Source organism: Paenibacillus sp. cl123 (assembly GCF_900101595.1).
Lineage (GTDB): Bacteria > Bacillota > Bacilli > Paenibacillales > NBRC-103111 > Paenibacillus_G.
In genome coordinates, this window is sequence record NZ_FMYY01000001.1 from 721,447 (window position 1) to 746,722 (window position 25,276).

The window sequence follows — 25,276 nt, forward strand, 5'->3', positions numbered from 1 at the left end:
GCGATTCCGAAGATTTTTTGGCGTTCTGCTGGCCCCAGGCTTTACGTTCCCGGTACGATGCGGATAACAAGAGGCTGCGCGATAACATCCCCGCCTTCTCTGCTGTACCGGTATGCGCGAAGCTGGGGGGGGCTGCCTTCCTGATGTCCCGCTGCGGACAAAATCCAATGGCTCGGGAGCGTATGCCATAGAGAAGCAAGATCCTCCCGAGACGGGACGGCTGCTCCGGCTGGATGGGCATGCGCAATGCCCAGCAAGGCATCCCCGTCGTCGCCGCCTCGAGTCTGGTTGTACAAGGCTGAGATCAGCTGCTGAGGCTGCATTACGAATCTGCGCTTCGGGTCCTCGGCTATATTGTCGATGGGGACGAAGCGGGTGATCAAGGGAGTTCCGGCCGCTTCCCCGGCCACCGCCTGAGCGCCGAACAGCAGACCGCAGCTCTCCAAGGGCAGCTTATCGCAGCAATAATGCTGCAGCTGCCGCAGAACAGACTGCCGGATGGAAATGCAAGCAAATGTCGTCATACGGAATAGTATACCGCCGGCAAAGCCTCTTGCCTACCCTCCCAATGTCCCCCGCGGCTTCACGAGAAAGAAGACGAGCATCAGCGTAACGGCCGTTAAAGCGGCCACGCTGATAAACACCAGCTGATGCGAGCGGTCCATCATCCAGCCGAACAGGGGCGGGCCAAAAGCCACGCCGAGAAATCGCAAGCTGCTGTAGATGGAAGTGATCATCCCCCGCTGTTCACGTTCCACCGAGCCGGTAATCATCGTATTCAGGCAGGGAAGCAGAAGACCCGTCCCTATGCTGCTTAGCGTGAGCAGACCGATGAATACATACAAATTTGACTGATACAAAAAGATGCATAAGGCGAGTGAGACGGTCATGACGGCCAGCCCTATATTGATAAGCCATCTCATCAACGTCCCGTTTTTCTTGATGAGGGCCCCTGTTGTATAAGAGGTCGCTACAAGACCGAGCAGCGGTATAGCCAGGATCATGCCTTTCCTGACGCCCTCAATCGAGTACGGAGCCTCTTCGAGAATATCGGATAAATAAAACAACACCCCAAACAACACGAATAAAGCGGCCGAGCCGGCAAAAAAGGAAGTGATCAGCCAGCGTCCCTTTTTCTTCAAAATGACACCGATCTGTTTGATATAGGGCCCGAGTTTATGCGGCTCCCCGGTACGCGGAGGCTCCTTCAGCAAAAACATAACGGCGAGCAGCGAGAGCAGACAAAATACCGGGAAAGCGAAAAAGGCGGCATACCAGACAATCAGGGCGAGCAGGGACCCGAAGATCGGGCTGACCACCTTGCCAAAGCCGTTGGACGCTTCGGTAAGCCCGAGCGCTTTGCTTTCTGTTCCGTCCTTGTACAAATCTCCGGCGAGAGCCATCGCGATCGGAGCGGTTCCTGCGGCGCCTAAGCCTTGGATAGCTCTGGCTATAATAATGATCGTGTAAGAGTTCCAGACAGCCCCCAGGCCCGCCAGAACGCCAGCGCCGCCATAAATGATCAGGGAGGGGATGATAACGGCTTTGCGCGAAAACCTGTCGGATAAATAACCGGATATCGGGATCACAAGTCCAGCCGTGACAGAGAACAAGGTGATGACCAGACTGCTCTGAAACTGGCTGATGCCGAGCCGCTCCTGCATATCGGGCAGAATGGGGACGAGCATGGAATTGCCCAGCACAAGGACGAGAGGAACGGAGGCGATGGCGATAAACTCCCAGATCAGTCCCTTGGAGCTGGCGGCTTCCCCCTGCCGGTTTTTTCCTGAAGCGGAGCGGTCTTTCTGCTTGCTTGGCTCGGATGAACGCTCCTCCGGTTCAGACTCGATGTCGCTTTCGAATGTGATGGAAAGCAGTTTCTTTTTGGTTTTTTCCATGACGGCTATTAAACCTCCAGGCAGACGATTGATGGGCTTAATGTACCCGCTGTTTACCTGGGTCATGCGGTCCTGTCCAGACAACCTTTACCATATCATGCAGCCGGGGTCGGGAATCGGCCGGGGGAAAGATGGGGATACTGGGAAGTATGGAAAGATCAACTTAGAAGGAGCAGGGTGGCATGAAAAAAACGAATATGCTGTTCGTGCTGGCGGCGGCCTTGCTGCTCGCGCTGGGGGTCTGGCAGTTTATGCGCACCGACCGGATCATTCGCGCGGCTGCAGCTTCGCCCAAAGCCGTCATTGCCGAGAGGCTGCCGGTTCCCGTCCGGGCTCTTACCGCATTGGATGGAAAAGAATATACGATAGGCGGCGCACGCTCCAAGCCGATGGTGATTAATTTCTGGGCATCTTGGTGCGGGCCGTGTCATGAGGAAGCTCCGGCTCTGGAGCGCATTTATGAGCGGTACGGGGGGCAATTCGATCTGTATGCCGTCAATGTAACGAAGGGCGATCGGCTGAAGGATGCGAAGGCATTCGCGCATCGATACGGACTTCAATTCCCTATCCTGCTCGATAAAACAGGCCAAGCGGCGGAAGATTACCGAATCCTGTTCGTCCCGACCAGCTTCCTGATCGACAGTCAGGGCAGATTGGTCGAGACGATCCATGTGCTGCCACCGGAGGAGCTGGAGCAAAAGATCAAGCATTTGATCGAGCGGGAATCGGCCGCCGGGTCAAGGACTGCTGTCACCGGTTAACCGCAAGCAGAACGCAGAAAAGCTGCAGCCCAGCGCCGCAGGGAAACATTCCCCGAGGCGCCGGAACTGCAGCTTTTTCAATCTAACCTGGTAAGGATCAAATGTTAGTGGTTGACAAGTCCGAGCCGTTCCTTCATTTCTTCGGGCTTGTTATCCGAACGAGTTTGGTTAAGCAAAGCATAGCGGATGCTGTCCGCCAACGCCTCCCAGCTCGCTTCGATAATATTTTCCGAGACGCCTACCGTGCTCCACGTATTCTGGAAGTCGGAAGATTCGATCAAGACGCGGACCTTGCCTGCCGTGGCATCCTTCTCATCCAGTACGCGCACTTTATAGTCGGACAGGTGAATATGCTGAATTCCCGGATAATAAGCCTTTAATGATTTGCGCAGCGCGTTGTCGAGAGCGTTCACGGGGCCATTGCCCTCGGCTGCGTTGTAACAGGTTTCGCCGTGCACTTTAAGCTTGACGATAGCTTCGGAAGTAACAGGCTGATTCATATTTTTCGCTACCATGATTTTGAAGGACTCCAGGGTGAAAATTTCCTCCAGCTTGCCGTAAGCATCGCGGATCAGAAGCTCCAGCGTAGCGTCGGCGCCTTCGAACTGGTAGCCCTGATGCTCCATTTCCTTGATCTGCTCGATCAGCTGCTTGGTCTGCTGATTGTTGGTGTCGAAGTCCAGCCCCAGCTCCTGGGCCTTGAACACCAGATTGCTCTGTCCGGCCAGCTCCGAAACCAGCACCCGCTGCTTATTCCCGACCAGCTCCGGCTTCAGATGCTCGTAGGTGCTGGCGTTGCGCAGAATTGCCGACACGTGGATGCCGCCTTTGTGAGCGAAGGCCGCCGAGCCGACATACGGCTGATTGACAGGCATATGCATGTTCGCTATCTCGCTGACATAGCGGGCGACGCTGGTCAATGTAGCGATCTGCTGCTCGCTGATTACCTTGTAATTCAGCTTCAATTGAAGCCCCGGGATGATCGATACGAGGTTGGCGTTGCCGCAGCGCTCTCCGTAGCCGTTGATCGTTCCCTGAACTTGAGTGGCGCCAGCCATCACGGCCGCCAGACTGTTGGCTACGCCCAGCTCGCAGTCATTATGGGCGTGAATGCCGATCGGCGTCTGCACATTCCGGCGCACCGCCCCCACAATTTCCGTAATCTCGTGAGGCAGCGTGCCTCCGTTCGTATCGCACAGCACGATCCAGTCGGCGCCCGCTTCTTCCGCTTTGCGAATGGTTGCCAGCGCATATTCGGGATTGTTTTTGTAGCCGTCGAAGAAATGCTCCGCATCATAAATCACTTCGAGTCCGTTCTGCTTCAAATAAAGCACGGAATCGTAAATCATCGCCAGATTTTCCTCCAGCGTCGTCTGGATGGCGGTATGTACGTGGAAATCCCAAGATTTCCCGAAGATCGTAGCAACCGACACCCCGACTTCCAGAATCCGGTTAAGGTTGGCATCCGAAGCCGCCGCCGAATCTTTGCGCCGCGTGCTCCCGAAAGCCGTCACCTTGGCGTTGCTCAGCTCAAGCTCCCGGACCCGGATAAAAAACTCAATGTCCTTATTGTTGCTGCCGGGCCAGCCTCCTTCTATATAACTGACTCCCAAAGCGTCCAGCTTCTGGGCTATTTTGAGCTTATCTTCAACAGACAGGCTGACGCCTTCCCCCTGCGTGCCGTCGCGAAGCGTCGTATCGAATATTTTTACCGTGCCAGTCATGGGAATCCTCCTGTTTCTTGTAGCTTGTCTATGGGCCAAAATATAATTCATTATTATAGCACAATGTTCCCGGCAAAGGGTATGTCCCTTAAAAAAACATGCGCTATGCGGCAGGTTGACCAGCCGGTATCGCTCCGCTTATGCTTAAAGAACGATCCCTATCGAATCCGGAGGTGAAGCGCGAAGCTATGACGGAACATATTCCTGCTCCTCCGGCAGCCCACGCCTACCCGGTTAACGGAAGAGTAATCCTGCATATCGATATGAACGCCTTTTATTGCTCGGTGCATGAAGCGGTGGAGCCGGAGCTCTACAAAGGCAAGCCGACCGCGGTTGCCGGCAGCGTGGAGCTGCGCAAAGGAATTGTCGTGACATGCTCCTACTCCGCCCGCAGTCACGGGGTCAAAACAGGCATGCTGGTCAGCCAGGCGCTCAAGCATTGTCCTGAGCTGGTGCTGATCCGTCCGGATTTTGACCTGTACCGGCAGTTCTCCCGCAGATTTATGAAGATTGCCTATGAATATTCGCCATTGGTGGAGACGATGTCCATCGACGAGTGTTACGTTGATATTACCGGCTCCAAAACGATCGGAACCCCGCTGGAAATTGCGGAGACGATCCAGCGGCGCATCCGCGAGGAGCTGGGTCTGCCGTGCTCCGTCGGGATAGCCCCCAACAAGCTGCTGGCCAAGATGGCGTCGGATATGCGCAAGCCAAACGGCATCACCGTGCTTCGCAAACGGGATGTTCCGGGTGTGCTATGGCCGAGTCCTTGCGCCACGTTGTTCGGCATCGGCAGGAAGACCGCCGACAAGCTGGCGCGGCTGAATATCCGCACGCTGGGCGAGCTGGCCCGGACGGATGAAAAGCTGCTCGTGCAGCAGTTCGGCGTGCTCGGCAGCTGGCTGAAGCGCGCCGCCAATGGAGAGGACGACGCTCCGGTCAATCCGGAGCGCGAGCAGAGCAAGTCGATCGGACATACGACGACGCTGCCCGTCAATTTTACCCGCCGCCCGGACTTGCACCGGGTGCTGCTGAATATCGCGGATCAGGTAGGCCGGAGGCTGCGCAGACAAGAGCTGATGGCTCATACGGTATCGATCACCGTCCGCGATCCCGATATGAAGACGATCACCCGGATGGCCAAGCTGCCCGAGCCGTCGGAGAGCGCCGACGATTTTTATCGCATGGCCTGCAAGCTGTTCGATCAATACTGGAGGGAAGGAGAGCCCGTCCGTTTGCTGGGCATCACGCTCCAGAGCTTGACCCCTAGGAGCGAGGCGGCCGTACAGCTCGATCTGTTCAGCTACCAGAAGCAGCCGGTCAAGGAAAAGCTGAACCGGACGCTTGATGCGCTGCGGGACAAGTTCGGCGAAAGCGCCGTGCTGACGGCCGGCATGCTGAGCGACGATCCGTCGGCCCTTATCCGCAACAGCAAGGTGAGGGGAACGTCGCTGCAGATGGATCACCTGCGCCTCAAGGGGCTTGACGAGGAGGAAGAGCCCGGCTGAGGGCGGGCCGCCAACTTGTAACTCCGTTTGGCTGTGGCAAAAGGGAAAGAAGGATAGGGCAGTGCGAACGTTCTCGTTCTCCGAACGGTATGTTCCATACTTTCTATTTGAACTTTCCTCTCTTTTATAATATTATATTTTAGGATGAGCTGTAAGCTAAGTGTATATATATTGAGGAGGAAGATTAACTATGTCTAAATACACCTGGGTCGAGAAAGATACCTGTATTGCCTGTGGCGCCTGCGGAGCCACTGCGCCTGATATTTATGACTACGACGATGAAGGCTTGGCGGAAGTCATCTACGAGAACGACGGCAACAGAGGCGTAACTGAAATTCCGGAAGATCTGTATGACGATCTGCAGGATGCCCAAGACGGCTGCCCGACCGACTCCATCAAAGTCGCCGACACGCCTTTTAACTAACATATAAGATGTGTATAACTAAGTGCCTATTTCCGCTTTTGGGAAGTAGGCATTTTTTCGTGGGATCGGTTAATTTACACACCCCTTAATTCCTCTGTGTATGGTAAGATATAGTCGGTAGATTAATTGGCTGGGGGCTGTCCATGAAAAAAGAACTAAACAAATCGACTGTCATTATCATCGGCAATTCGCTGATTGTGCTGCTCTGTGTGCTGCTGCTATCCTACGGATGGCTGAGGGTGCTTTCCAATCAGATCATGACTTGGAATCTGAAGGGGACGATGTCCCAGCAGCCGCATGAGGATATCGTCGTTGTCGGCATCGACGAGCAATCGATCAAGGAGGTGGGCCCGTATCCGTGGGACCGCAAAGTGTATGCGGAGCTGATCGCCAAGCTGGAGCAGGGCGGAGCGCGGGTGATCGCCTTCGATATCGAGCTGTACACGGAGAGCAACAAGCCGGAGAGCGATCAGGCGCTCGCCGCCGAGCTGGCCAAGCATAAAAATATTATACTTCCTTCTCATGCGTTGATGGAGAGCGAGTTCGACCGGAGCACGAAGGTGAAGGCCGGCGAGCTGATGAAGGCGCGGGGCGTGCAGGAGCCGATACCGATGTTCAAGCAGCATGTGAACAAGGCCCACATCAATGCGGCGTTTGACCCGACGGACGGTGTCGTGCGAGCCAACTGGCTGCAGATTGATACGCCCGAGGGTGTGTTTCCGTCGCTCGGACTTGCGATGGCACAGCTTGCCGGAGTTCCTGTAGACCGTTACCTGAACTTGCCGCTGCTGGAAGGAAGGCCGAAGTCGGAGATGATCATCCGCTGGGACGCCAAGGAGTTCGACTTCGAGACGGTGTCCTTCAATAATGTGCTGCAGGGCAAAGTGCCGGCCTCGACGTTCAAGGATCGGCTTGTGCTTGTAGGTTATGTAGCCCCCGGCTCCGATGAAGGCATCACTCCGGTCGAGAATCACATGCATCTGGTATACGCGCATGCCAATATATTGAATCAGATTCTTAAGGACCAGGTTATAAATCGCGCCGGGGCTTTGTCGGAGCTGGCGCTTGCGGTGATTGTCGCTTTGATCTCGGGAATCGTGACCTGGAGACTTCGGGCCACCTCCGGGGCGCTCGTCATGTTGGCTATGACTATCGCGCTGCTGGCCGGACAATACATGCTTTTCTCCTCGGCGCTGCTTTATGTCGAGGTCATGAATGCCATAGCGTGCGGACTATTGGCTTACCTGGGCAACATTTCCATGAAGACGTATTTCGAGACCAAGCAGAAAAATTATATCACCAAGCAGTTCGGACGCTATATCTCTCCCGACCTGGTCAAGGAGATTGCGACCAGCGAACAGGAGATTCAACTGGGAGGCATCAGCAAGGAGCTGACTATTCTCTTCCTGGATGTCCGGGGATTTACGCCGTTATCGGAGAAGCTGAAGCCGGAGGAGGTTGTCGATTTCCTCAATCTGATGTTCAACCTGATCACGGAGCGGGCTTTGGAGAACCATGGCACGATCGACAAATTTATCGGAGACGCCGCGATGATTTTGTACAATGCTCCGCTCGACGTGGAGGATCATCCGTATTATGCGGTCAAGACCGCCTACGAAATTCAGAAGGGGATGGAGAAGGTCCGCGCAGATGTGCTTGAGAAATACGGCGTTACGATCGCCGTAGGGATCGGGATTAACACCGGGGATGTCGTTGTCGGGAACATAGGTTCTTATTTGCGTGTCGATTATACGGCGATCGGTGACAATGTCAATACGGCTGCGCGCATCGAGTCCAACACGCAGCCAAACCAGGTGCTTGTATCCGAGGTGACTTACGAGCTGACCAAAGCGTATTTTGACTACAACTATGCCGGGGAGAAGCTGATGAAGGGGAAAAGCGTGCCGCTGAAATTATACGAGGTCGTCGGCCTAACAGGAGCTCCGGCATCGGCGAGGCTGAAAAAAGCGGACATTTCCTAGGAAATAGTGGATACCGTCATGCCGTAACGAGTTTTTTCGCGGGAATCCGTTGATTAATGGAGAATCCGCTCGTAAAATGAAGTTATCTAAATGAAGTTATCTGGTAGAAGTAGATTGTTTATTTCCAGATGGAGGAGAGGAATTTATTTCGTGAGAACTGTAACTCAAATACATAGGCGGCGGGGCAGGACAGCCTTGTCTCTTGTGCTGGTTATGGCGCTTGTTATGGGCCTGTTGTCATCCGTCTTGGCTGCGCCTGCCGCCGCCAAGTCCGTTCGTTCCGCTGTCGTAACCTCCGTGACCGGGGACGTGACGTATACGAAGGCCGGAGGTTCCCGGGCGATCAGCGTTTACACCGACCTGTCGCTGAATCAGGGGGACTTGATAACGACCGGCTCCGGCGCTTCCGTCGTGTTGAGTATTGTCGACCGCAATGACGAAATCACGATTGGCGAAAATGCGGAGATCTACATCTCCGAGCTGACGGAAGAGGGCGGCAAAAAGTCCAAGGTCAAGTCCTGGGCCGGCTCGGTCTGGAGCAAAGTCAAGTCTCTGGTCAGCTCGGAAGACGAATTCGAGGTAGAGACTCCCACCGCAGTCATGGGCGTACGGGGCACTCATTTCTTCGTAGGCATCGATCCGAAGACCGGGAGATCTTATCTTACGGTAGGCTCTGGCGTCGTCCGTGCCACGACGACGGTAGCAGCGGGAAGCAGGGATGGAGCAGGTGACGGGCAGAATTCCGCTGCCGGCTCCGGGACCGCGTCCGAACGAAACGATGTTGTCACGGTCTACCCTTCCCAGCAAATCTTTCTTGACACCAGGGATCAGACTGGAGACTTGAAAACGAAGGTCGAATATGTGGACATCGAGCAGCTCGTGAGTCAGGCATCCCCGAGCGTTATTGAGGCAATCATCCGTAATTTATCCGATATTAGAGAAGAAACCGAGAAAATGAAGGAACGGCTGACAGAAGAGCAAGGCAAAGGAGCGCAGAAGCCGGATGCGGATTCGTCGCTGCTTTATTTGAATGGCGTAGAGCTGAACAAGGTGATTGAAAACTTTGATGAATTTATTCCGAACCTGGCTAAAGCGGCCATTGACGCGAAAAAAATCGATCAGAAGCTGATCGACCAGGTGAACGAGAACATCAAGGATCCGGAGAAAAAGCTCGATCCGTCAAAAGTAAAGCCGCTGGACAAAACGGCTGGCCTTGATCCGGCTCTGGAGAAGCAAAAGCAGCAGATCATGGATAAGCTGGAGGCGGAAAGAAGGCAGAAGCTGGAGGCGGAGCAAAAGCAGCTGCTGGAAAATCAGCAGAGGCTGGCGGCGCTGCTGGCCAAGGTCGAAGCAGACAAGAAGCGCCAGGAGGAAGCCAACAAGCAGGCGGCTCAGGAAGCTGCCAAGAAGGCGGAGGAGGCTTTGAAGGCCCAGCTTAATGAAGCGGCCAGAAAAGCATTCGAGGAAAACAATAAGAAGAATCAGGAGTCCGCTGTGAAAACGCCGAGCAGCGGTCCAAGCAATCCTGGATCTAGCTCGGGTTCGGGCAGCACGGAGGACGTTCCTGCGGTGCCGGTGCTGGTCAATCCGACAACGGAGACCACTGCCGTAGTCAATGAGAACGTTCAGATCCGCTTGACGGCTCAATCCGGCAGCGATGTTCGCTTAAGGGCAAAAGGCAGCCAGCAGACGCTTGCTGCAGCCAAGGGCGCCGGCAGCTCTACACCTGTGACACTGACGTTCAAGCCGTCTCAGGTCGGCAAGCTTGAGCTGGAGGCAACGGCATCAAGCAGCGCGGGTACGAGTTCGGCACTTGCGATCCCTGTCATCACGGTGGTCCCTGCCGCACCTGCGATCGTCAGTCCCGTGAACAACGTTACGGCGAGCAAAGGGGAGCCTATCGTCATTAAGCTGAAGGCTGCCGCCGATACGACGATTCAATTGTCCGATCAGCAAACCGTTCTCGCCTCAGCACCTGGAAAAGGGGCCGATGAGGTGACGTTTTCATTAAGCAATCTGCCTGTCGGCGTCAATTCGCTCACGGCATATGCGGTCAAAAATGGCATCAGAAGCGCCGGCGCACAGCTGCCGTCCATTACAATCCAGGGAACGCAGCCGGTCGTGCTGCCCAAAGTTACCTTGAGGCAGGACGAAGCCGCTGCGAACGGGCAGGTCAAGCTGAGACTGGATATGGAAAATTTCGATGCCGACCATGCCTTCTATGGCGTACAAGCCCATCTGCTGTACGATTCTCACGTTCTCACATATGCCGGACCGACCAATCTGCCGGATAATGGAGTTACGATTTTCAAGGGAGCGAATGCGGCCGAAACGCTGACGCAAAAGCCTGCTGTCGGCAATAAGTCGGAATTGATCTACGCCGGGGTGCAGTTCCAGACCGCTGCTTCCGGCCCGGTACCGGAAATTGTCATTGGGCAAAACTCCGCGCCTCTGGTAACGATCCCGCTGATTATCCAATCCGGAGCGCCCAACACAACCCCGGTCCAGCTCTTATATGTCAAGGTCGTCGACAAGCAGGGCAATCCGGTTTATGAGCTGCCGCTGGGCAGTCAGGGTGCGGTAAGCGTTCAACTGTCCCACTAACGCCGCGGATCGGCATGGAAGGAGAAACCAATGAAACAAGCAGTCAAAATCATCGCCTTGTCCCTGATCGCCTCCGCTCTGGCGGGGGGGAGCGGGGCTTCGGCTGCCGCGCTCTCCACGGACGGGCTGCGCGGCTCCGATAACCGGCTTCTGCTGCAGGTGACAACCGAGGCAGGAAGCGGAGATATGGGCAATCTGAACGGAGCGCGCCTGCAAGCGAACTTCCGGCTGCCTAACGGCCTGACGGCCGGCCCGGACGGCTCGGTGTATGTCGCGGATACGCGCAATCATGAGATCCGCAAGCTCAGCGATGGCCGCGTCTCCACAGCAGCCGGTATCTATTATCAGAAGGATGGGAAGGGAATGCCGATCGGCGGACTGCTGGACGGCAAAAGCGATATGTCGCTGCTCTCCCAACCGACCGGCCTTGCTGCGGATGCGGCCGGCAACGTATATGTGGCGGATACGGGCAATCATGCGATTCGCAGGATCGATCCGTCCGGTCAGGTAACGACGATAGCCGGCGACGGCATTATGGGCAGCAAGGACGGCCAGGGGGCGCAGGCCCGCTTCCAAGGTCCGCGGGATGTCGCCGTGGCGGCTGACGGTACGATCTATGTTGCGGATACGCTGAATCACCTGATCCGCAGCATTTCGCCCGCCGGAGCGGTCAAGACACTGAATGCGGCCTCCGACCGCTACGTTGAAGTGAGCAAGGGGCAGGCGGCGCCTGCAGGCGATTATGCGGACGGAGCGCTTGCTTCCGCCAAGTTCAATGAGCCCAGCGGTCTCGCTCTGGACGCGCAAGGAAATCTGTATGTGAGCGACACGGGCAACCAGCGTATCCGTTACATTGATCTGGTTCAAGGCACGGTAAGCACGGTAGCGGGCATCGGCCAAGCCGAGAGGCTGACGGAGCTGTATGTGCCGGGCGGTTATGCGGATGGAGCCGCAGCTACGGTGGCCTTCAATTTCCCGCTTGGGCTTGCGGTGACGGAGGAAGGCGGCCTGGTTGTCGCCGACAGCCAGAACCACTCGATTCGTTATGTGCTGGACGGTCAGGTCACTACGCTGGCCGGCACGCCTGGACAATGGACGGGGGAGCTGGACGGTATCGAAGCGTACGCGGAGTTCCAGCGTCCGAGCGATGTGGCGGTTCTGCCGGACGGCGGTATTCTGGTAGCAGACTCTTATAACAATAAAATCCGTCTGCTTCAGCCTTATCGTCTGCCTGCTTCCATTACGGCTGACGGCTCGGTCAAGGTTGTTCTCGATCAGAGACAGATCGCGTTCGACGCCATGCCTGAGATCGATAACGGCCGCACGATGGTGCCGGTGCGCGCGATTACGGAAGCGCTCGGCTACGAGGTGAAGTTTGACGACGACACCAGGGCTGTCCGGCTTGCCAAAGCAGGCGTAACGATCGAATTGTACGTAGACCGCACGGGCGTGAAGCGTATCCAGGACGGGGTAGAAGGACAACTGAAGGAAACCGATACCGCGCCTTATATCAAGCAGGATCGCACTTATGTTCCGATCCGCTTCTTCGCTGAAGAAATCGGATTGGATGTGCAGTGGGATAACGTTACGCGGACCGCCATTTTGCGCAGCCCGACAACAATCGCCGCACCGTAAGGATGGCCTGAATCTTGCCGTTCTTCCCCATGGGAAGGACGGTTTTTGCGTATTTCAAAAAAAGATGCTAAAAAAGCAGAAAAATAGGCTATAGGCTTATAGAGCCCCATCGCCTAAGATGGAAGCAGGAGTATGCAAAAGCCAGGTGGAAAGGGAGTAGACGACGGATGACAAAGACGTTTCGTTTGGCCATTATGACCGATGAGGTTTCACAAAGTCCGGAGGACGCCATCAAGCTGGCGCAGGAATTCGGTCTTACAGGCGTGGAGCTTCGCTCCGTGGACGGCAAGCAGCTGCATCAGCTGGACGATGCCCGCATCGAGGAGATCAAAGCGATGCTGCAGGAAGCTAAGCTGGAGGTTTGCGGTCTGTCGACCCCCGTATTCAAATGCGAGCTGGATCGGCCTGAAGAGGTCGAGCAGAGCCTTGCTATATTGCGCCGGGATCTGGAGCTGGCCAACCGTTTCGGCTGCCGGATTATTCGCGGATTCAGCTTCTGGGCACGCAAGCCGTTTGAGGAGGCTTTCGATGAGATTGTCAGCCGCATCCGCGGCATCGTTCCGCTGCTCGAGGAAGCGGATGTGGTGTTTGCACTGGAATTCGACCCGGCGGTCTACGCGACCAATGCGGAGAAAACGGCGCGAATCGTCCGTGCGGTGGACTCGCCTTATGTGCGGGTGCTGTTCGATCCCGGCAATGACCTGTGGGACCCCGATGGAGAGGTTCCTTATCCGCAAGGATATGATCATGCGCGGGAGCTGATGTGCCACATCCATCTGAAGGATGCCGTCCGCCGGGACGGCGAGGTTGAAGGCGTCGCCATCGGAGCGGGAGAGGTGGATTACAAGGGGCTGTTCTCCGCGCTCGCAGCTGACGGGTATGAGGGGTACCTGGTCGTGGAGACGCATTACAGACTGCGCTCCAAGCTGTCGGAGGAGCAGTTGAAGCGTCCTGCCGGGTATGCGTTCTCCGAGGGCGGAGAAGAGGCGTCCAGGCAATGTCTGGAGAGCCTGTCCCGATTGCTGCTGGAGCTGCCCGCTTATTCAGGACAAGGAGGTACAGGACGATGAGACATGCAGATAAGGTAGAGCCGCGGGAAAGCCTGCGCGTCGATCAATTGGAAGTCCGCGTATACAACACGCGCCGTGAGCTGGGAGAAGCAGCAGGGCTGGAGGCAGCCGAGGCTTTGCGCGCCAAGCTGAGCGAACAGGAGCGCGTCCGGATTATTTTTGCGGCCGCTCCCTCGCAGAACGAATTCCTGGAACGGCTGTGCCGGGAAGAAGGCATCGACTGGAGCCGGGTGACGGCGTTTCATATGGACGAATATATCGGCTTGCCCCAAGGGGCGCCGCAGCGCTTCTCGCAGTTTCTGAAGCGCTCTGTCTTCGACCTTGTGAAGCCGGGAGCCGTGCACCTGATCGACGGAAGCGAGAATGCGGAGGAGGAGTGCCGCCGGTATGCGGCGCTGCTTGAGGAGGCGCCCATCGATTTCGTCTTCCTCGGGATCGGAGAGAACGGCCATCTGGCCTTTAACGATCCGCCAGTCGCCGATTTCTCCGATCCCGCGCTGGTCAAGCCGGTGGAGCTGGAGACGGCCTGCCGGGTTCAGCAGGTCAATGACGGCTGCTTCCCGGCTCTATCCGAGGTGCCGACGCATGCTGTGACGCTGACGATTCCGGCGCTGCTCGGAGCCGGCCGCATGTTCTGTATGGTGCCTGGACCAACGAAACGGGAGGCTGTGAAGCGGACGCTGAACGGACCGGTATCTACCGAATGTCCGGCTACGATTTTAAGGTCGCATCCCGCTTGCACCTTATACGTCGATTCCGAATCGTACGGAGGCTAAATCGGAATGAGAGAGCGGCAGAGCAAGGACGATACGGTGCGCATAAAAGGGATACATTATCGTACAGGCGAGAGGATCGCAGTCGAGGTTAGCGGCGGCCGCATAACCGGGATAAGAGAGATATCGGCAGCGGAGGGAGCGGCACCTTCGGGAGCTGCTCAAAGCGATACCTCTGCGGGAAGCAAGCTGCCGCTGGTCGGCCCGGGACTTGTGGACCTGCAGCTGAACGGCTACGGAGGATTTGATCTCAATACGCTGCCTTTGTCCGAGGCGACGGTGCTGGAGCTGACGCGCTGCTTAGGGCAATACGGAATTACTTCGTATTATCCGACGATCATCACCAACAGCGATGAAGCGATAACCGAGGCGCTGACCGTGATCGCCCGGACATGCGATTTGTATCCCGAACAGACGGCCATCATTGCGGGCATTCATCTGGAGGGGCCGTTTATTTCGCCGGAGGATGGAGCGCGCGGGGCGCATGGCAAGGCCTATGTGAAGGCGCCGGACTGGGAGCTGTTCTGCGCCTGGCAGAAGGCCGCAGGAGGCCGCATACGCATCCTGACGCTGTCTCCCGAATGGGAGGAAGCCGATGCTTTCATCCGGCTCTGCGCGCAGAGCGGGGTCACGGTGTCCATCGGTCATACGGCGGCGACTCCGGAGCAAATCCGCAGCGCTGTCCGGGCGGGGGCGACCATGTCGACCCATCTGGGCAATGGCGCTCACGGGACGCTGCCCCGGCATCCCAATTATATATGGGAGCAGCTGGCCGCTGACGAGCTGTGGGGCTGTGTCATTGCCGACGGTTTCCACTTGCCGGAGGCGGTGCTCAAGGCAGCGCTGCGAACCAAAGGAGACAAGCTCGTGCTGGTCAGCGATGCGGTGTATTTGGCCGGCATGGAGCCGGGCGATTACCAGACGCATATCGGAGGAAAGGTAACGCTGCAGCCGAGCGGCAGGCTGTGCCTGACCGAGCAGCCGAATCTGCTGGCAGGCTCGGCGCTGCCCTTGACGCGGGGGATCGAGCATATGGTGCGGACGGGGCTGTGCCAGTGGCCGCAAGCATGGGAGCTGGCCTCGATCCGGCCTGCCCGCAGCATGAACTTGCCCGGGCAAGCCGGTCTGGAGCCGGGTGCGCCTGCGGATCTGGCGCTGTTCACGATAGAGGATGCCGGCCAGCTGCGGATTCACAAGACGTACAAGCAGGGCCGGATCATTTATGAGTCGGACATATAGAGAGCCTGGGGACAAGTAGGAGAGCGAGGACCTGACGGAGAAGACGTCGGGTCCTTTTTCCGCCTTGGGATGCGGCTACCGCCAGAGTCCGGCGCTCGACCGGACTATCACGACAAATCCAGCGCTCCGCCGGATAAGGATTGGAAGTATTGCTCGACGACTTCCCGGAATTCCCGGGCTGCCCGCGACATGTACCGGCTTCGATGCCATAACAAAGCGATCTCCCGGACCAATTCGTAATCCTCTACCTGGAGATAGTGGATTTGTTCCCGTGAATTCCTTGCCGTGCTTGGTATGAAGGCAATGCCGATGCCCGCTTCCACAAGAGCGCTGAGCCTGGTAGGCTCATTTCCCTCGTACACATACTTAGGTGCAAATCCGGCCGACGCACATACGGAGTCTACGATATCGCGAGTACGGTAGCCTCTTTTTACGCCGACAAACCATTCCTCCTCGAGTTCTGTCAATAAAACCGTGCTTTGTTTTGCCAGCCGATGCCCCGGGGGGACCGCTACAAGAATGGGGTCCATGAACACAATCCGGCATTCGATATCATCCCCTTGAACGGGAGGCGAGGACAAGCAGAAATCGACCTCTCCCCGGTGAAGAAGCGTAACCATCTCCTGCGTGGTCAGCATTTGCACATGAAATTGGGTGTGCGGATGCTTTTTCCGAAACTCCCGAAGAATATCCGGCAGCGTGCTGGCGTTGGTAACGGCCAATTCGATCGTGCCATGCTCCGGGTTGGATAAATCGCTAAGCTCCTGCTTGCCTTGTTCCAATTCAAACAAAGCCCTTTCCGCACGGCGAAGAAAGCTGCTTCCGAACGCATTGAGCCGCAGCTTCCTCCCTGTCCGGTCGAATAGAGGGACCCCGAGATCCTCCTCCAGGCGTTGAATCGTTTTGCTTAGCGACGATTGCGTCACATGCAGACTTCGCGCAGCCTCAGTCATATGTTCCAAGCGGGCCACGGCGAGAAAATATTGCAATTGAAGAAGTTCCATAGCTGCTCTCCATTCATTCCTTTGAGTCAATGATATCATAGCATGAAATGCGTTGGAGTAAATGAATGATTTCAAGTACGATATCCTCAAAAGCTATGGGGGGACTCCAAATGAATGCTCGCAGCTGGTGGTTGATGATTTCCGTTGGGCTGGGAATGCTGCTCAATCCTTTAAATTCTTCGATGGTCGCTGTCGCTATTCCGAGGCTGCAGCATGTATTTCAGCTTGACTTTACCGTTGTTTCCTGGATTATTTTCACCTTCTATATCGCAAGTGCCATCTCGAATCCCGTTGTGGGAAAAGCCAGCGATCTATTCGGCCGCAAGAACATATTTTTGACCGGACTTATAGTCGCCCTCGTCGCCTCCTTATTAGCTCCGCTTTCATCCAGCTTTGGCTGGCTCATTGTGTTCCGGGTCGTGCAATCGATCGGAACCAGCATGTTGATTTCGGTTGGAATGGCCGTAACGCGCATTCATATCAAGGAGAATCAAGCGACTGCGTTGTCTGTATTGACCATCTTCCAATCCGGAGCTGCGGCTATGGGGCCCTTTGTTGGCGGGTTGCTGGTTTACTGGTGGGACTGGCCCGCTATTTTTTACGTCAATATCCCATTCGTCGTCCTGAGCTTTCTGCTCTGTTGGAAGACGATTCCCAAGGACGAGACGCCCTCAGCGGCTGCACGCAGCATGTCCGTTCGTCAATGGCTCGTGTTGATGGATGCGCCAGGGATTTTGCTCTTCACGGCAGGTCTGATTCCCCTGCTAGTCGGATTGCTGTCGGTAAAGTCATCCGGGCATGTCTCGTTCCTCTACATCATAGCCGGGCTGGTCGGCCTTGTTTTATTGGGCGTTTTCGTCAGGCATGAGTTAAAAGCGGCATCCCCTTTTATTCCTTTGCGCACACTTGCCAAATATCCCGCGATAACTTGGGTCAATATCGAATTTATGGCTGTTAACGTGCTTTTTTACGCTCTCTTTTTCGGGGTTCCTTCCTACTTGCAAACGGTGCATCATGTCAGCGAGCTCCATACCGGGATTCTCATGTTGGCGCTAGGCTTGAGCTCGCTCGTGGCTTCTCCGCTGGCGGGACGCTGGATCGACAAATCCGGACCGAAGCCGGCTCTGCTCATGTCCGCCATCCTGATGACATTAGGTTCCGTGTGGATCGTGACATGGAATCAAGCTTCACCGGTGATCAGCGTATGCTTGGCGTTAGTGGCCTTCGGGATTTGCAACGGGCTGAACAGCGTCGGTATGCAAGCAGCGTTGTTCAGAAGCTCTCCAAAAGAAATAATCGGCGTCGCATCCGGCTTATTTAGCACATCAAGAAACATGGGAGCGATACTCTCCTCCTTGTTGATTGGCATCGTCATGGGGGATAAATTCAGCTTCGAGGGATTTCGATGGCTTGGGATTATTCTCTCGGTCATCGCTTTGTCCTTGGTGCTTATGATTCGGAGACGTAAGGAGGCGGGGGAGCTGCGTGAGTCGTAGTGTTTTGGAATGGGTTAGTTCGGATCGAAGGCTAGGGGGGATTTTGAGGAATGGTCGGATGTGGATGTATTGGTTCTTGTCGATGATGAAAAAAATTGGAATAATCGCGAGAAGCTCTCGGATATTACATTTGACATAAACTTGGAATATGACACTCAGTTAACATGTTTATTAGGAAATTCCAAAAAAAGGGAATCTGAGGACGGCAATATTTGGCTTCCGCTGAAGGATAATATCATTCAGGAGGGGATAGCTAGTGAAGATATAATAAAGCATCTGAGCTTATGCTCAAGAAAGGGAGGCAGAAGTTTACTTTAGCTCAACTTTCATTTGAGAATGGGCTATATGACGGCTGTGTGAGCGAACCGCTTAATGGATCATCGGCTGATGCCGATTACAGCGCGGAAGTTTCTTTTGGCAAAGAGGACGTGTCCGGATTGATGGAGCAAATTAGAGCATTTAATGAGGCAGTATCTCAAATCATCAAGCGAGAAAGCAGTAACTAGGAAAATTGGACGACCATGCGGTCGTCCAATTTTCGTTTCGAACCATGCCCTCGGCGGAGACAGAACAGCCTTTTGTCTGCAACGGAGCTTGTCTACTCCACCTTAAATTTTTCCTTTAACACACCGGAACCAATTCCCCCGCCAATCATGAGAACGAGAGGCCCAAAATTCCAAATAAATTTCCCTCCCCATAAGCTAAGGTCCAATGCGGTAAATTTGTCCAACAAAAGAACGCCAATTTTCAGCAGCAGCAAAATTAAGCCGATCACAATTAAAACATCGAACATAAATTTTAACTTAGGAAAAGCCAGTTGTTTGCTGTCTCTTATCACTTTCTTGGTCAACTCCTCATCACTCCTTAATAATTCATCAATCGTTACTTCGAAGAGATCACTAATTTTAATAATAATTTCAATGCTGGGGTAGTTTTGACCATTCTCCCATTTCGAAACAGATTGGCGACTCACAAACAATTTTTCCGCCATCACTTCCTGAGACCAGTTTCTCTTCATTCGTTCGGCCTTTAGCTTTTCTCCAAAAATCATGCTGCAGCTCCTTTCCGCTCCATATACGCATTATTTGAATAACTCCATGAAAAAGTAAAGATCGCATTAGTTGCATGGGCCCGCAACTCGTGGTTGCCATCCCGATAAATCCAGCTTTCTCGGCCACCCGCCGACACAAACCGATTGTACGCTACATCTGCAATTGTTCAGATTCGAAACAAAAGCTTACCTCGTGAACAACTTGAAGATATTCAGCTCATGTAAACGCTTGCTAGGATGAAAAGGCGGGCAATCGGCTGCATTCATCAAATTCATCAGCGAGATTGTCAACAAACCGTTTGTCAACAAGACCGACAACAAGACCGGCAACTAGATCAAAACTAAAAAGAAAAGGGTGATTTTATGCTGCAAAGGCTGTTCAAGGTACACCTGATCGTTGTACTGACGCTCGTACTCGCCATTCCCGGCGGACTGTCTTGGGCGTCCAAAGTGTATGCAGCCTCGGGAATTACGATCGACGCTCCTGCTGACGGAGCGACGGTCGAAGCGGGAATGGTTCGTATATCCGGGACATATACGCAGGTGTACGAGCTCAAGCTGTTTATTGGCGGAAGCCGGCAGGTCGATGTACAGACCTATGACCCGGATGGGGACAATACCGGAACATGGCATTATGACTTTAACACTTCCGGCTACAGCGGTTCCGTGCAGCTCAATGCCCGGGGGCTCGATGTGGAGAGCCGGTATGGAGTATGGAGTCCTGTCATTACGCTGAATGTCAACAATGCCTCGGGTGCGGCGCCGCAGGTTACCATTGTAAGTCCTTCCGAAGGAGTTTCGCTCTCCGGTATCGTTCCGGTGCGGGTACGCGCGGCGGCAAGCAACCCGATTTCGAAGGTAGAAGTTCGAATCAACGGAGGAGCTTGGCAGGAGGCTGTTCTGGACGGTGCCGAATATAAGCTCGACTGGGACACGAAGGGCATCGGCGACAAAACGAGCAGCATCGAAGCCCGAGCATTCACGAAGTCCGGCAAAAAAGGCTCTTCGCTGACCACCTATGCGAAGGTCGGAGCGGGCACGAACGAAACGCTCAAGGTGGAGAATCAGGATCGCTCCATGTGGATGTGGGAAGCGGCTACCTACAACATTTTGATGAATCCGGGCTCGAGAGATGTGCTGGATGCGATGCTCAAGGATACGGAGACGTTCGGCTCCGATCCGGTCAAAGTGCTGTATTTTGCGGTTGGCCCCTATGGAGGCATGGATATTCTGGAGGACGGCCGCGACCGTCTGCGGGATTTCATCGCTTGGGCGCATGAACGCGGATACCAGGTGCAGGCTTGTATCGCTGGCGGGACCTCTCCTCCGTTCCTCGGCGCTTACCAAGAGTATCATGATGTGGCGATCGCGCATATGGAGCAAGTGCTGAACTACAACATCAGCTCTGCGCCGAATGAAAGGTTTGACGGTCTCAATGTGGATATCGAGCCGTACATATCGCCGGATTTCAAGCTGCAATATCCGTCGCTGCAGATCCAATATCTGGACCTGATGGAACGAATGATGGAGCGCCGCAATGCCACGGGGCTGAACGTGCCGATCGGGCCTGCGATTCCCAAGTGGTATGATACGTCCGATCAATCCAAGGAAATCACCTGGAAGGGTGAGACGAAATGGTTGTCGGAGCATGTTCAGGACATCACCGACTACATCTCCATCATGGACTACCGCGATACGGCCGACGGTTCGGCTGGCATTATTGCCGGAGCGGCCGGAGAGATCGCTTACGCAAACAAGATCGGCAAGCCGAACTCCGTCGTGATCGGCGTGGAGACGCTTGATATCGCGAACAGCGGCGATCCGGAGACGATCACCTTCCGCGAAGAAGGCCGCAGGGTTATGGAGCAGGAGCTGGATAAGGTGTATACAGCCTTTGCCAATGATGCTTCGTTCGGCGGCATCGCGATGCACCATTACGATTCGATCCGCTGGCTGCCGTCTCACTGGGGGCCGGACGGCGTGTTCTGGGAACCGCCGGCTGACAGCGAGCCGCCAACTGCCGTAACGGTCAATCCGACCGCAGCGGCACAGGACTATCAGACGGTGACGTTGTCTTACGGAAGAGCTTATGACAACGGCGAGATTGAAAAGTATCTCGTCTACCGCAGCACCACGCCCGAATTCACGCCAAGTCCGGAGCTGATCGCAGGCACATCCAGAAGCTTGTCCTTCAAGGATGTTGGTCTGCTGCCGAACACGACGTATTACTACAAGGTGGCGGCTATCGACCTGAAAGGCAATATCGGCCCGGCTTCGGCTCAAGCGAAAGCGACGACCGGCCATACCGATTTGAAGCCGATGATTATCTCCTCGATGCAGATCGTCAGAGGCGCTACGAATGCTGCGGCTCATCTGACGGTAGTGGACAAGGATACGCGGCAGCCGCTGGTTGCCGAGGTGAACGGAAGGTTTACTTTCGCCGGAGGCAAGTATGTGGGGGCGTTCAGCGCTGCAAACGGCAAGGTATCGGTCACCTCGGAGCAAATTCCGAGCGGGTACCAGATCGGCTTCGAGCCGCGCCGTGTTGCCGCTTCCGGCTATTATTGGGCCCAGGCATACGATATTCCCCATACGGCTGCAGCGACGCCGCGTACCCGGTTGAGCCAGCTGACGCTGAGCACAGGCGCTTTGAACGAGACTTTTTCCGCGGACAAGGCTCATTACACGGCTTCCGTCCCGGCGAATGAAACGGCCCTGCGCCTGACGCCAACCGCCGAGAAAAGCGGCACAACTATTGCCGTTAACGGTCGGCCGGTCGCAAGCGGCAGCGCATCCGCTTTGATTCCTCTGCAGGAGGGCGAGAACCGGATTGTTATTCAGACATTTGGGCCGGATTCGACGACGGACAGCTATACCGTGACCATCAACCGCTCCAAGCCGGTCGATAACGTGTTTGCGGCAGCTGAAGATGCTTATGTATTCCAAAACTCGGTATCCGCGAACTACGGCTCTGAGCCGATGCTGGATATCGTCGACATCCCGAACGCCTCCGGCGGCGGGGACCGCATGGCTTATCTCAAGTTCGACCTGCGCGCCTACACGGAGCCGCTGCGGCAAGTGACCTTGAATGTGTACGCGCCCGCAGCGATTGCGACTAATGTCGATGTAACGGTAGCAGGGTACGATGCCGACAACTGGAGCGAAGGAACGATCAACTGGACGAACAAGCCAACTGCCCCTTCCGCTGCCAAGATCGGAACGATGAAGGTGAAGCAGGCGGGCTGGTACAGCCTGGATGTCACGTCTTTCGTACAGATGCAAACGGATGGCATCGTAACTTTCCGTCTTGCGGACGAAACGACCAAAAATACAAAGGTTCAGTTCTATTCAAAGGAAACGCCCGGCTTCGAGCCGCGTCTGGTGGTGAATCCATCGTCCGATGCGACGCTCGCCGATCTGAAGCTGGCGGGAGGAACGCTGACGCCTGCCTTCGATCCTGCGGTGAGCAGCTATACAGTCCGCGTACCGAACGCTACGGCGAGCGTGAAGGTGCTGCCAACAGCTACAGCCAAGCATTCGGTTATCCAGGTCAACGGCATAGCTGTGAGCAGCGGCGCATTATCCGCTGACATCCCGCTCGCGGTAGGCGAGAACGATATTACGGTGTCGGTTAAAGCCCAGGATGGGACGCTGCGCACGTACACGGTGACGGTGATCCGCGACCTGCCGAACAATACGAAGCTGGCATCGCTGCAGCTGATGGAAACTGCCATAGCGCCTGCGTTCTCGCCGGACATCGCCAGCTATTCGGCGACCGTCTCGGCCGATGTGTACCACGTGAGCGTGGCGGCCTTGTCCGAAGACCCGCTCGCCAAGGTTACGGTGAACGGCACGCCTCTTGACCGCGGCAGCGAGCCTTATGAATTCGCGCTGAACTGGGGCGATCAGGATATCGTAATCGGAGTAGAGGCTCAAAACGGCGATTCGGACACTTATCTAGTGCGCGTAACGCGGAAGCTGTCGGACCGATCCGATCTGGCGTCGCTGCAGCTGAGCGGCATAGAGCTGGCTCCGTCCTTTACGCCGGATGTGTCTATTTATGGAGCAACCGTAAGCAACAGCGTCTATGAGACGCTTGTGAAAGCGGCGGCCGGCGATCCGCTGGCACAAGTAACGGTCAACGGCGTACCCGCTGGGGACGGCCGGGAAATACCGGTAGCGCTGCAGACGGGCAGCAATCAAATTGAGATCAAGGTTACTCCGCATGACGGCAGCGCAGGACGCACCTACACGGTTGTTGTCAACCGGGAGGAATCGGGCGATGCTGCGCTTGGCAAGCTTACGCTGTGGGCTGGCGGCGACGAACTGGCGCTGACGCCGGCATTCGATCCGCAGACGAGCGTGTACACGGTTAGTGTGCCGTACCGTACAGCCGAGATCTACGCAGCGGCCGAAACCGCGCATCCGCGGGCCGAGCTGAAGCTCAACGGCGCCGCCGCGGAGAGCGGAGTCAAGAAAGGTCCGTTCCCGATAAGCGTCGGCTCTAATAGCTGGACGGCCGACGTAACGGCCCCCGACGGACATACCGTAAAAACATACGAGGTACGGATTACGCGTGAGTCCGAGGTTAAACAGGATGATGATTCATCATCCGGTTCCACGGGTTCCTCTTCGGGCGGCGGCATAGAGCCGTCCATAGAGCCGAAAATAGAGAACAACGGCGTTATCGTTCGCTCGGAGCCTGTCCGCAGCATGTTGGCGGACGGCCGGACGCTGGACACAGTCGCATTGTCTTATGGAAAGCTGAGCAAGGCTCTGGAGCAGGCGCGCAGCGGCGGGCTGGAGCGTCTGACGCTGACAGTCGCAGCCGGAAGCGGAAGTCAGGCCGATGTCTATGAGCTGAAGCTTGATGAGAAAGCGGTCGAAGAGATAGCGGCAGCGGGCTCTACACTTGTGCTGGCTTTCCCGGGAACGGGACTGGAGCTTCCAGCCTCTTCCCTTGAAGGCTTGAAGGGGAAAAAGGAAGGCATCCAAGTGCGGGTGGACCAGCTGACGGAAAAGCAAGACGGAGACCAGACGCTGACCAGGCTGTTGGCCAATCCGGAGGTGCGTCGCATGACCGCCGGCAGCCGTCCGGAATGGATCGGTACGCCGGTTCGGATCGAGACGAACTTCACAGGCGTCCAGAGCCGGCTGCAATTCCCGCTTGAAGGGGATGCGGCCGGACAAGGACTCAAGGGCGATGAAGCGCAATATGCAGTTTATGTAGAGCATAGCGACGGGGAAAAGGTCGTAAAGCATGGCAAGGTTGCGGCGGGAACAAATGGGCAGCCAGCTTCCGTGCAGATCCAGGTCAGCAAATTCAGCACGTTTACGGTGCTGCGTCTGCCACAGGCTTCGGCGCTTCAGCCAGCGTATATAGCCGGCTATGAAGACGGAACCTTCCGTCCGGGCCAAGCGGTGACCAGAGCCGAGCTGGCCTCCATGCTGGTCCGCTTGAGCGAGACTCAGCTCGCCGATGCGGCAGTCGATGCAAAAGCGATCGCTCCTGCGGACCTGGACGGCCACTGGAGCGAGAAGGAGATGAGCAAGCTTATTGCCGCAGGAATCATGGAAGGCTATGAGGACGGCACGTTCCGCCCTGATCGCATCGTGAGCAGAGGGGAGCTGGCGGCGCTGCTCGGAAGGTGGTCCGCATGGAAGGATCAGGCGGCAGCGGGCGGCAGGTCTGAGGGCAGCGGCGCGGCAAACGCAGCCGGCTTCCGCGATATCGCCGGACATTGGGCGGAAGCGTCGATCTTGGCCGGCAGCCGTTCCGGCTGGCTGCAGGGGTATCCCGACGGCACCTTCCGGGCCGGCGAACCGGTTACCCGCGCAGAAGCCGTGACTGCGATGAACCGGCTTCTGGGACGGACGGCCCAGCAGGCGCAAGGCGAAGCGGTATGGCCCGACGTGCCTGCCGATCATTGGGCAGCCGGAGAGATTTGGGCGGCAAGCCGCAGTTATCCGGCGAATCCATAAACGTGAAATTTTGTGAATGAAGCAAGGAAGCTGATGTGCGCGGGGACGGATTTTGTCCCCGCCCTTCAGGTTAAGGACAGGAGGAGCGACAACAAAACCAGATCATTCTATATCTCATATAC

The 25,276-nt window shown here is 55.9% G+C and carries 16 protein-coding genes and 1 pseudogene; 12 read left to right on the forward strand and 5 right to left on the reverse strand.

From position 1 onward, the window contains the following. Nucleotides 1-41: 41 nt before the first annotated feature. A complete protein-coding gene (locus tag BLR08_RS03205; RefSeq protein ID WP_072328191.1) occupies nt 42-524 on the reverse strand; it encodes a M67 family metallopeptidase in 483 nt (160 codons plus the stop codon). A 33-nt stretch (nt 525-557) separates the two neighbouring features. Further along, on the reverse strand, nt 558-1,898 hold the full coding sequence (locus tag BLR08_RS03210; RefSeq protein ID WP_072328192.1) for an MFS transporter: 1,341 nt from the start codon (nt 1,896-1,898) through the stop codon (nt 558-560). 182 nt (nt 1,899-2,080) lie between these two features. Here BLR08_RS03210 and BLR08_RS03215 point away from each other — a divergent pair, with 182 nt between their 5' ends. Beyond that, on the forward strand, nt 2,081-2,659 hold the full coding sequence (locus BLR08_RS03215; protein ID WP_072328193.1) for a TlpA family protein disulfide reductase: 579 nt from the start codon (nt 2,081-2,083) through the stop codon (nt 2,657-2,659). A gap of 104 nt (nt 2,660-2,763) precedes the next feature. Here BLR08_RS03215 and cimA read toward each other — a convergent pair whose 3' ends face one another. Further along, nucleotides 2,764-4,383 (reverse strand): citramalate synthase, encoded by a 1,620-nt coding sequence (cimA, locus tag BLR08_RS03220; protein ID WP_072328194.1) that lies wholly within the window; start codon nt 4,381-4,383, stop codon nt 2,764-2,766. 188 nt (nt 4,384-4,571) lie between these two features. Between cimA and BLR08_RS03225 the strand changes: the two genes are divergently transcribed. The 8 genes from BLR08_RS03225 (at nt 4,572) to BLR08_RS03260 (ending at nt 15,621) form a co-directional block, all read left to right on the forward strand. After that, entirely contained in the window at nt 4,572-5,894 is a 1,323-nt protein-coding gene (locus tag BLR08_RS03225; RefSeq protein ID WP_072328195.1) for a DNA polymerase IV, read from the forward strand. A 190-nt stretch (nt 5,895-6,084) separates the two neighbouring features. Beyond that, nucleotides 6,085-6,318, forward strand: coding sequence for a ferredoxin (locus BLR08_RS03230; RefSeq protein ID WP_072328196.1), 234 nt, complete (start codon nt 6,085-6,087; stop codon nt 6,316-6,318). A gap of 143 nt (nt 6,319-6,461) precedes the next feature. Then, entirely contained in the window at nt 6,462-8,300 is a 1,839-nt protein-coding gene (locus tag BLR08_RS03235; protein ID WP_072328197.1) for a CHASE2 domain-containing protein, read from the forward strand. 150 nt (nt 8,301-8,450) lie between these two features. Then, nucleotides 8,451-10,904, forward strand: coding sequence for a FecR family protein (locus tag BLR08_RS03240; RefSeq protein ID WP_176835400.1), 2,454 nt, complete (start codon nt 8,451-8,453; stop codon nt 10,902-10,904). Nucleotides 10,905-10,934: 30 nt separating this feature from the next. Continuing rightward, a complete protein-coding gene (locus BLR08_RS03245) occupies nt 10,935-12,539 on the forward strand; it encodes a stalk domain-containing protein (RefSeq protein ID WP_072328199.1) in 1,605 nt (534 codons plus the stop codon). Nucleotides 12,540-12,706: 167 nt separating this feature from the next. Continuing rightward, a complete protein-coding gene (locus tag BLR08_RS03250) occupies nt 12,707-13,609 on the forward strand; it encodes a sugar phosphate isomerase/epimerase family protein (RefSeq protein WP_072328200.1) in 903 nt (300 codons plus the stop codon). Further along, on the forward strand, nt 13,606-14,385 hold the full coding sequence (locus BLR08_RS03255) for a glucosamine-6-phosphate deaminase (protein WP_072328201.1): 780 nt from the start codon (nt 13,606-13,608) through the stop codon (nt 14,383-14,385). Before BLR08_RS03250 ends, BLR08_RS03255 begins: the two co-directional genes overlap by 4 nt. Nucleotides 14,386-14,391: 6 nt before the next feature. Continuing rightward, on the forward strand, nt 14,392-15,621 hold the full coding sequence (locus BLR08_RS03260) for an N-acetylglucosamine-6-phosphate deacetylase (protein WP_072328202.1): 1,230 nt from the start codon (nt 14,392-14,394) through the stop codon (nt 15,619-15,621). A 107-nt stretch (nt 15,622-15,728) separates the two neighbouring features. Here the strand turns inward: BLR08_RS03260 and BLR08_RS03265 are convergent, their stop codons facing one another. Next, nucleotides 15,729-16,625, reverse strand: a complete 897-nt coding sequence (locus BLR08_RS03265; protein ID WP_072328203.1) for a LysR family transcriptional regulator — start codon at nt 16,623-16,625, stop codon at nt 15,729-15,731. Between the two features lie 110 nt (nt 16,626-16,735). Between BLR08_RS03265 and BLR08_RS03270 the strand changes: the two genes are divergently transcribed. Together BLR08_RS03270 and BLR08_RS32070 are read left to right on the forward strand one after the other, a co-directional pair. Continuing rightward, the gene (locus BLR08_RS03270) at nt 16,736-18,121 is read left to right on the forward strand and encodes an MFS transporter (protein ID WP_072328204.1); all 1,386 of its coding nucleotides are present in this window, start codon (nt 16,736-16,738) and stop codon (nt 18,119-18,121) included. A gap of 30 nt (nt 18,122-18,151) precedes the next feature. Then, nucleotides 18,152-18,439: pseudogene (locus BLR08_RS32070) on the forward strand (nucleotidyltransferase domain-containing protein); the annotation flags it as partial. Between the two features lie 280 nt (nt 18,440-18,719). On the opposite strand, the gene BLR08_RS03280 reads toward BLR08_RS32070, so the two are convergent. Further along, nucleotides 18,720-19,172: a helix-turn-helix domain-containing protein gene (locus tag BLR08_RS03280; protein WP_072328206.1), complete on the reverse strand. Its 453-nt coding sequence runs from the start codon at nt 19,170-19,172 to the stop codon at nt 18,720-18,722. A gap of 363 nt (nt 19,173-19,535) precedes the next feature. On the opposite strand from BLR08_RS03280, the gene BLR08_RS03285 reads away from it, so the two are divergent. After that, nucleotides 19,536-25,154, forward strand: coding sequence for a cadherin-like beta sandwich domain-containing protein (locus tag BLR08_RS03285; RefSeq protein ID WP_072328207.1), 5,619 nt, complete (start codon nt 19,536-19,538; stop codon nt 25,152-25,154). Nucleotides 25,155-25,276 lie beyond the last annotated feature (122 nt).

Coding starts and splice junctions, on each gene's coding strand:
- BLR08_RS03205 (WP_072328191.1), bottom strand. CDS start 524: ATGACGACATTTGCTTGCATTTCCATCCGGCAGTCTGTTCTGCGGCAG.
- BLR08_RS03210 (WP_072328192.1), bottom strand. CDS start 1,898: ATGGAAAAAACCAAAAAGAAACTGCTTTCCATCACATTCGAAAGCGAC.
- BLR08_RS03215 (WP_072328193.1), top strand. CDS start 2,081: ATGAAAAAAACGAATATGCTGTTCGTGCTGGCGGCGGCCTTGCTGCTC.
- cimA (WP_072328194.1), bottom strand. CDS start 4,383: ATGACTGGCACGGTAAAAATATTCGATACGACGCTTCGCGACGGCACG.
- BLR08_RS03225 (WP_072328195.1), top strand. CDS start 4,572: ATGACGGAACATATTCCTGCTCCTCCGGCAGCCCACGCCTACCCGGTT.
- BLR08_RS03230 (WP_072328196.1), top strand. CDS start 6,085: ATGTCTAAATACACCTGGGTCGAGAAAGATACCTGTATTGCCTGTGGC.
- BLR08_RS03235 (WP_072328197.1), top strand. CDS start 6,462: ATGAAAAAAGAACTAAACAAATCGACTGTCATTATCATCGGCAATTCG.
- BLR08_RS03245 (WP_072328199.1), top strand. CDS start 10,935: ATGAAACAAGCAGTCAAAATCATCGCCTTGTCCCTGATCGCCTCCGCT.
- BLR08_RS03250 (WP_072328200.1), top strand. CDS start 12,707: ATGACAAAGACGTTTCGTTTGGCCATTATGACCGATGAGGTTTCACAA.
- BLR08_RS03255 (WP_072328201.1), top strand. CDS start 13,606: ATGAGACATGCAGATAAGGTAGAGCCGCGGGAAAGCCTGCGCGTCGAT.
- BLR08_RS03260 (WP_072328202.1), top strand. CDS start 14,392: ATGAGAGAGCGGCAGAGCAAGGACGATACGGTGCGCATAAAAGGGATA.
- BLR08_RS03265 (WP_072328203.1), bottom strand. CDS start 16,625: ATGGAACTTCTTCAATTGCAATATTTTCTCGCCGTGGCCCGCTTGGAA.
- BLR08_RS03270 (WP_072328204.1), top strand. CDS start 16,736: ATGAATGCTCGCAGCTGGTGGTTGATGATTTCCGTTGGGCTGGGAATG.
- BLR08_RS03280 (WP_072328206.1), bottom strand. CDS start 19,172: ATGATTTTTGGAGAAAAGCTAAAGGCCGAACGAATGAAGAGAAACTGG.
- BLR08_RS03285 (WP_072328207.1), top strand. CDS start 19,536: ATGCTGCAAAGGCTGTTCAAGGTACACCTGATCGTTGTACTGACGCTC.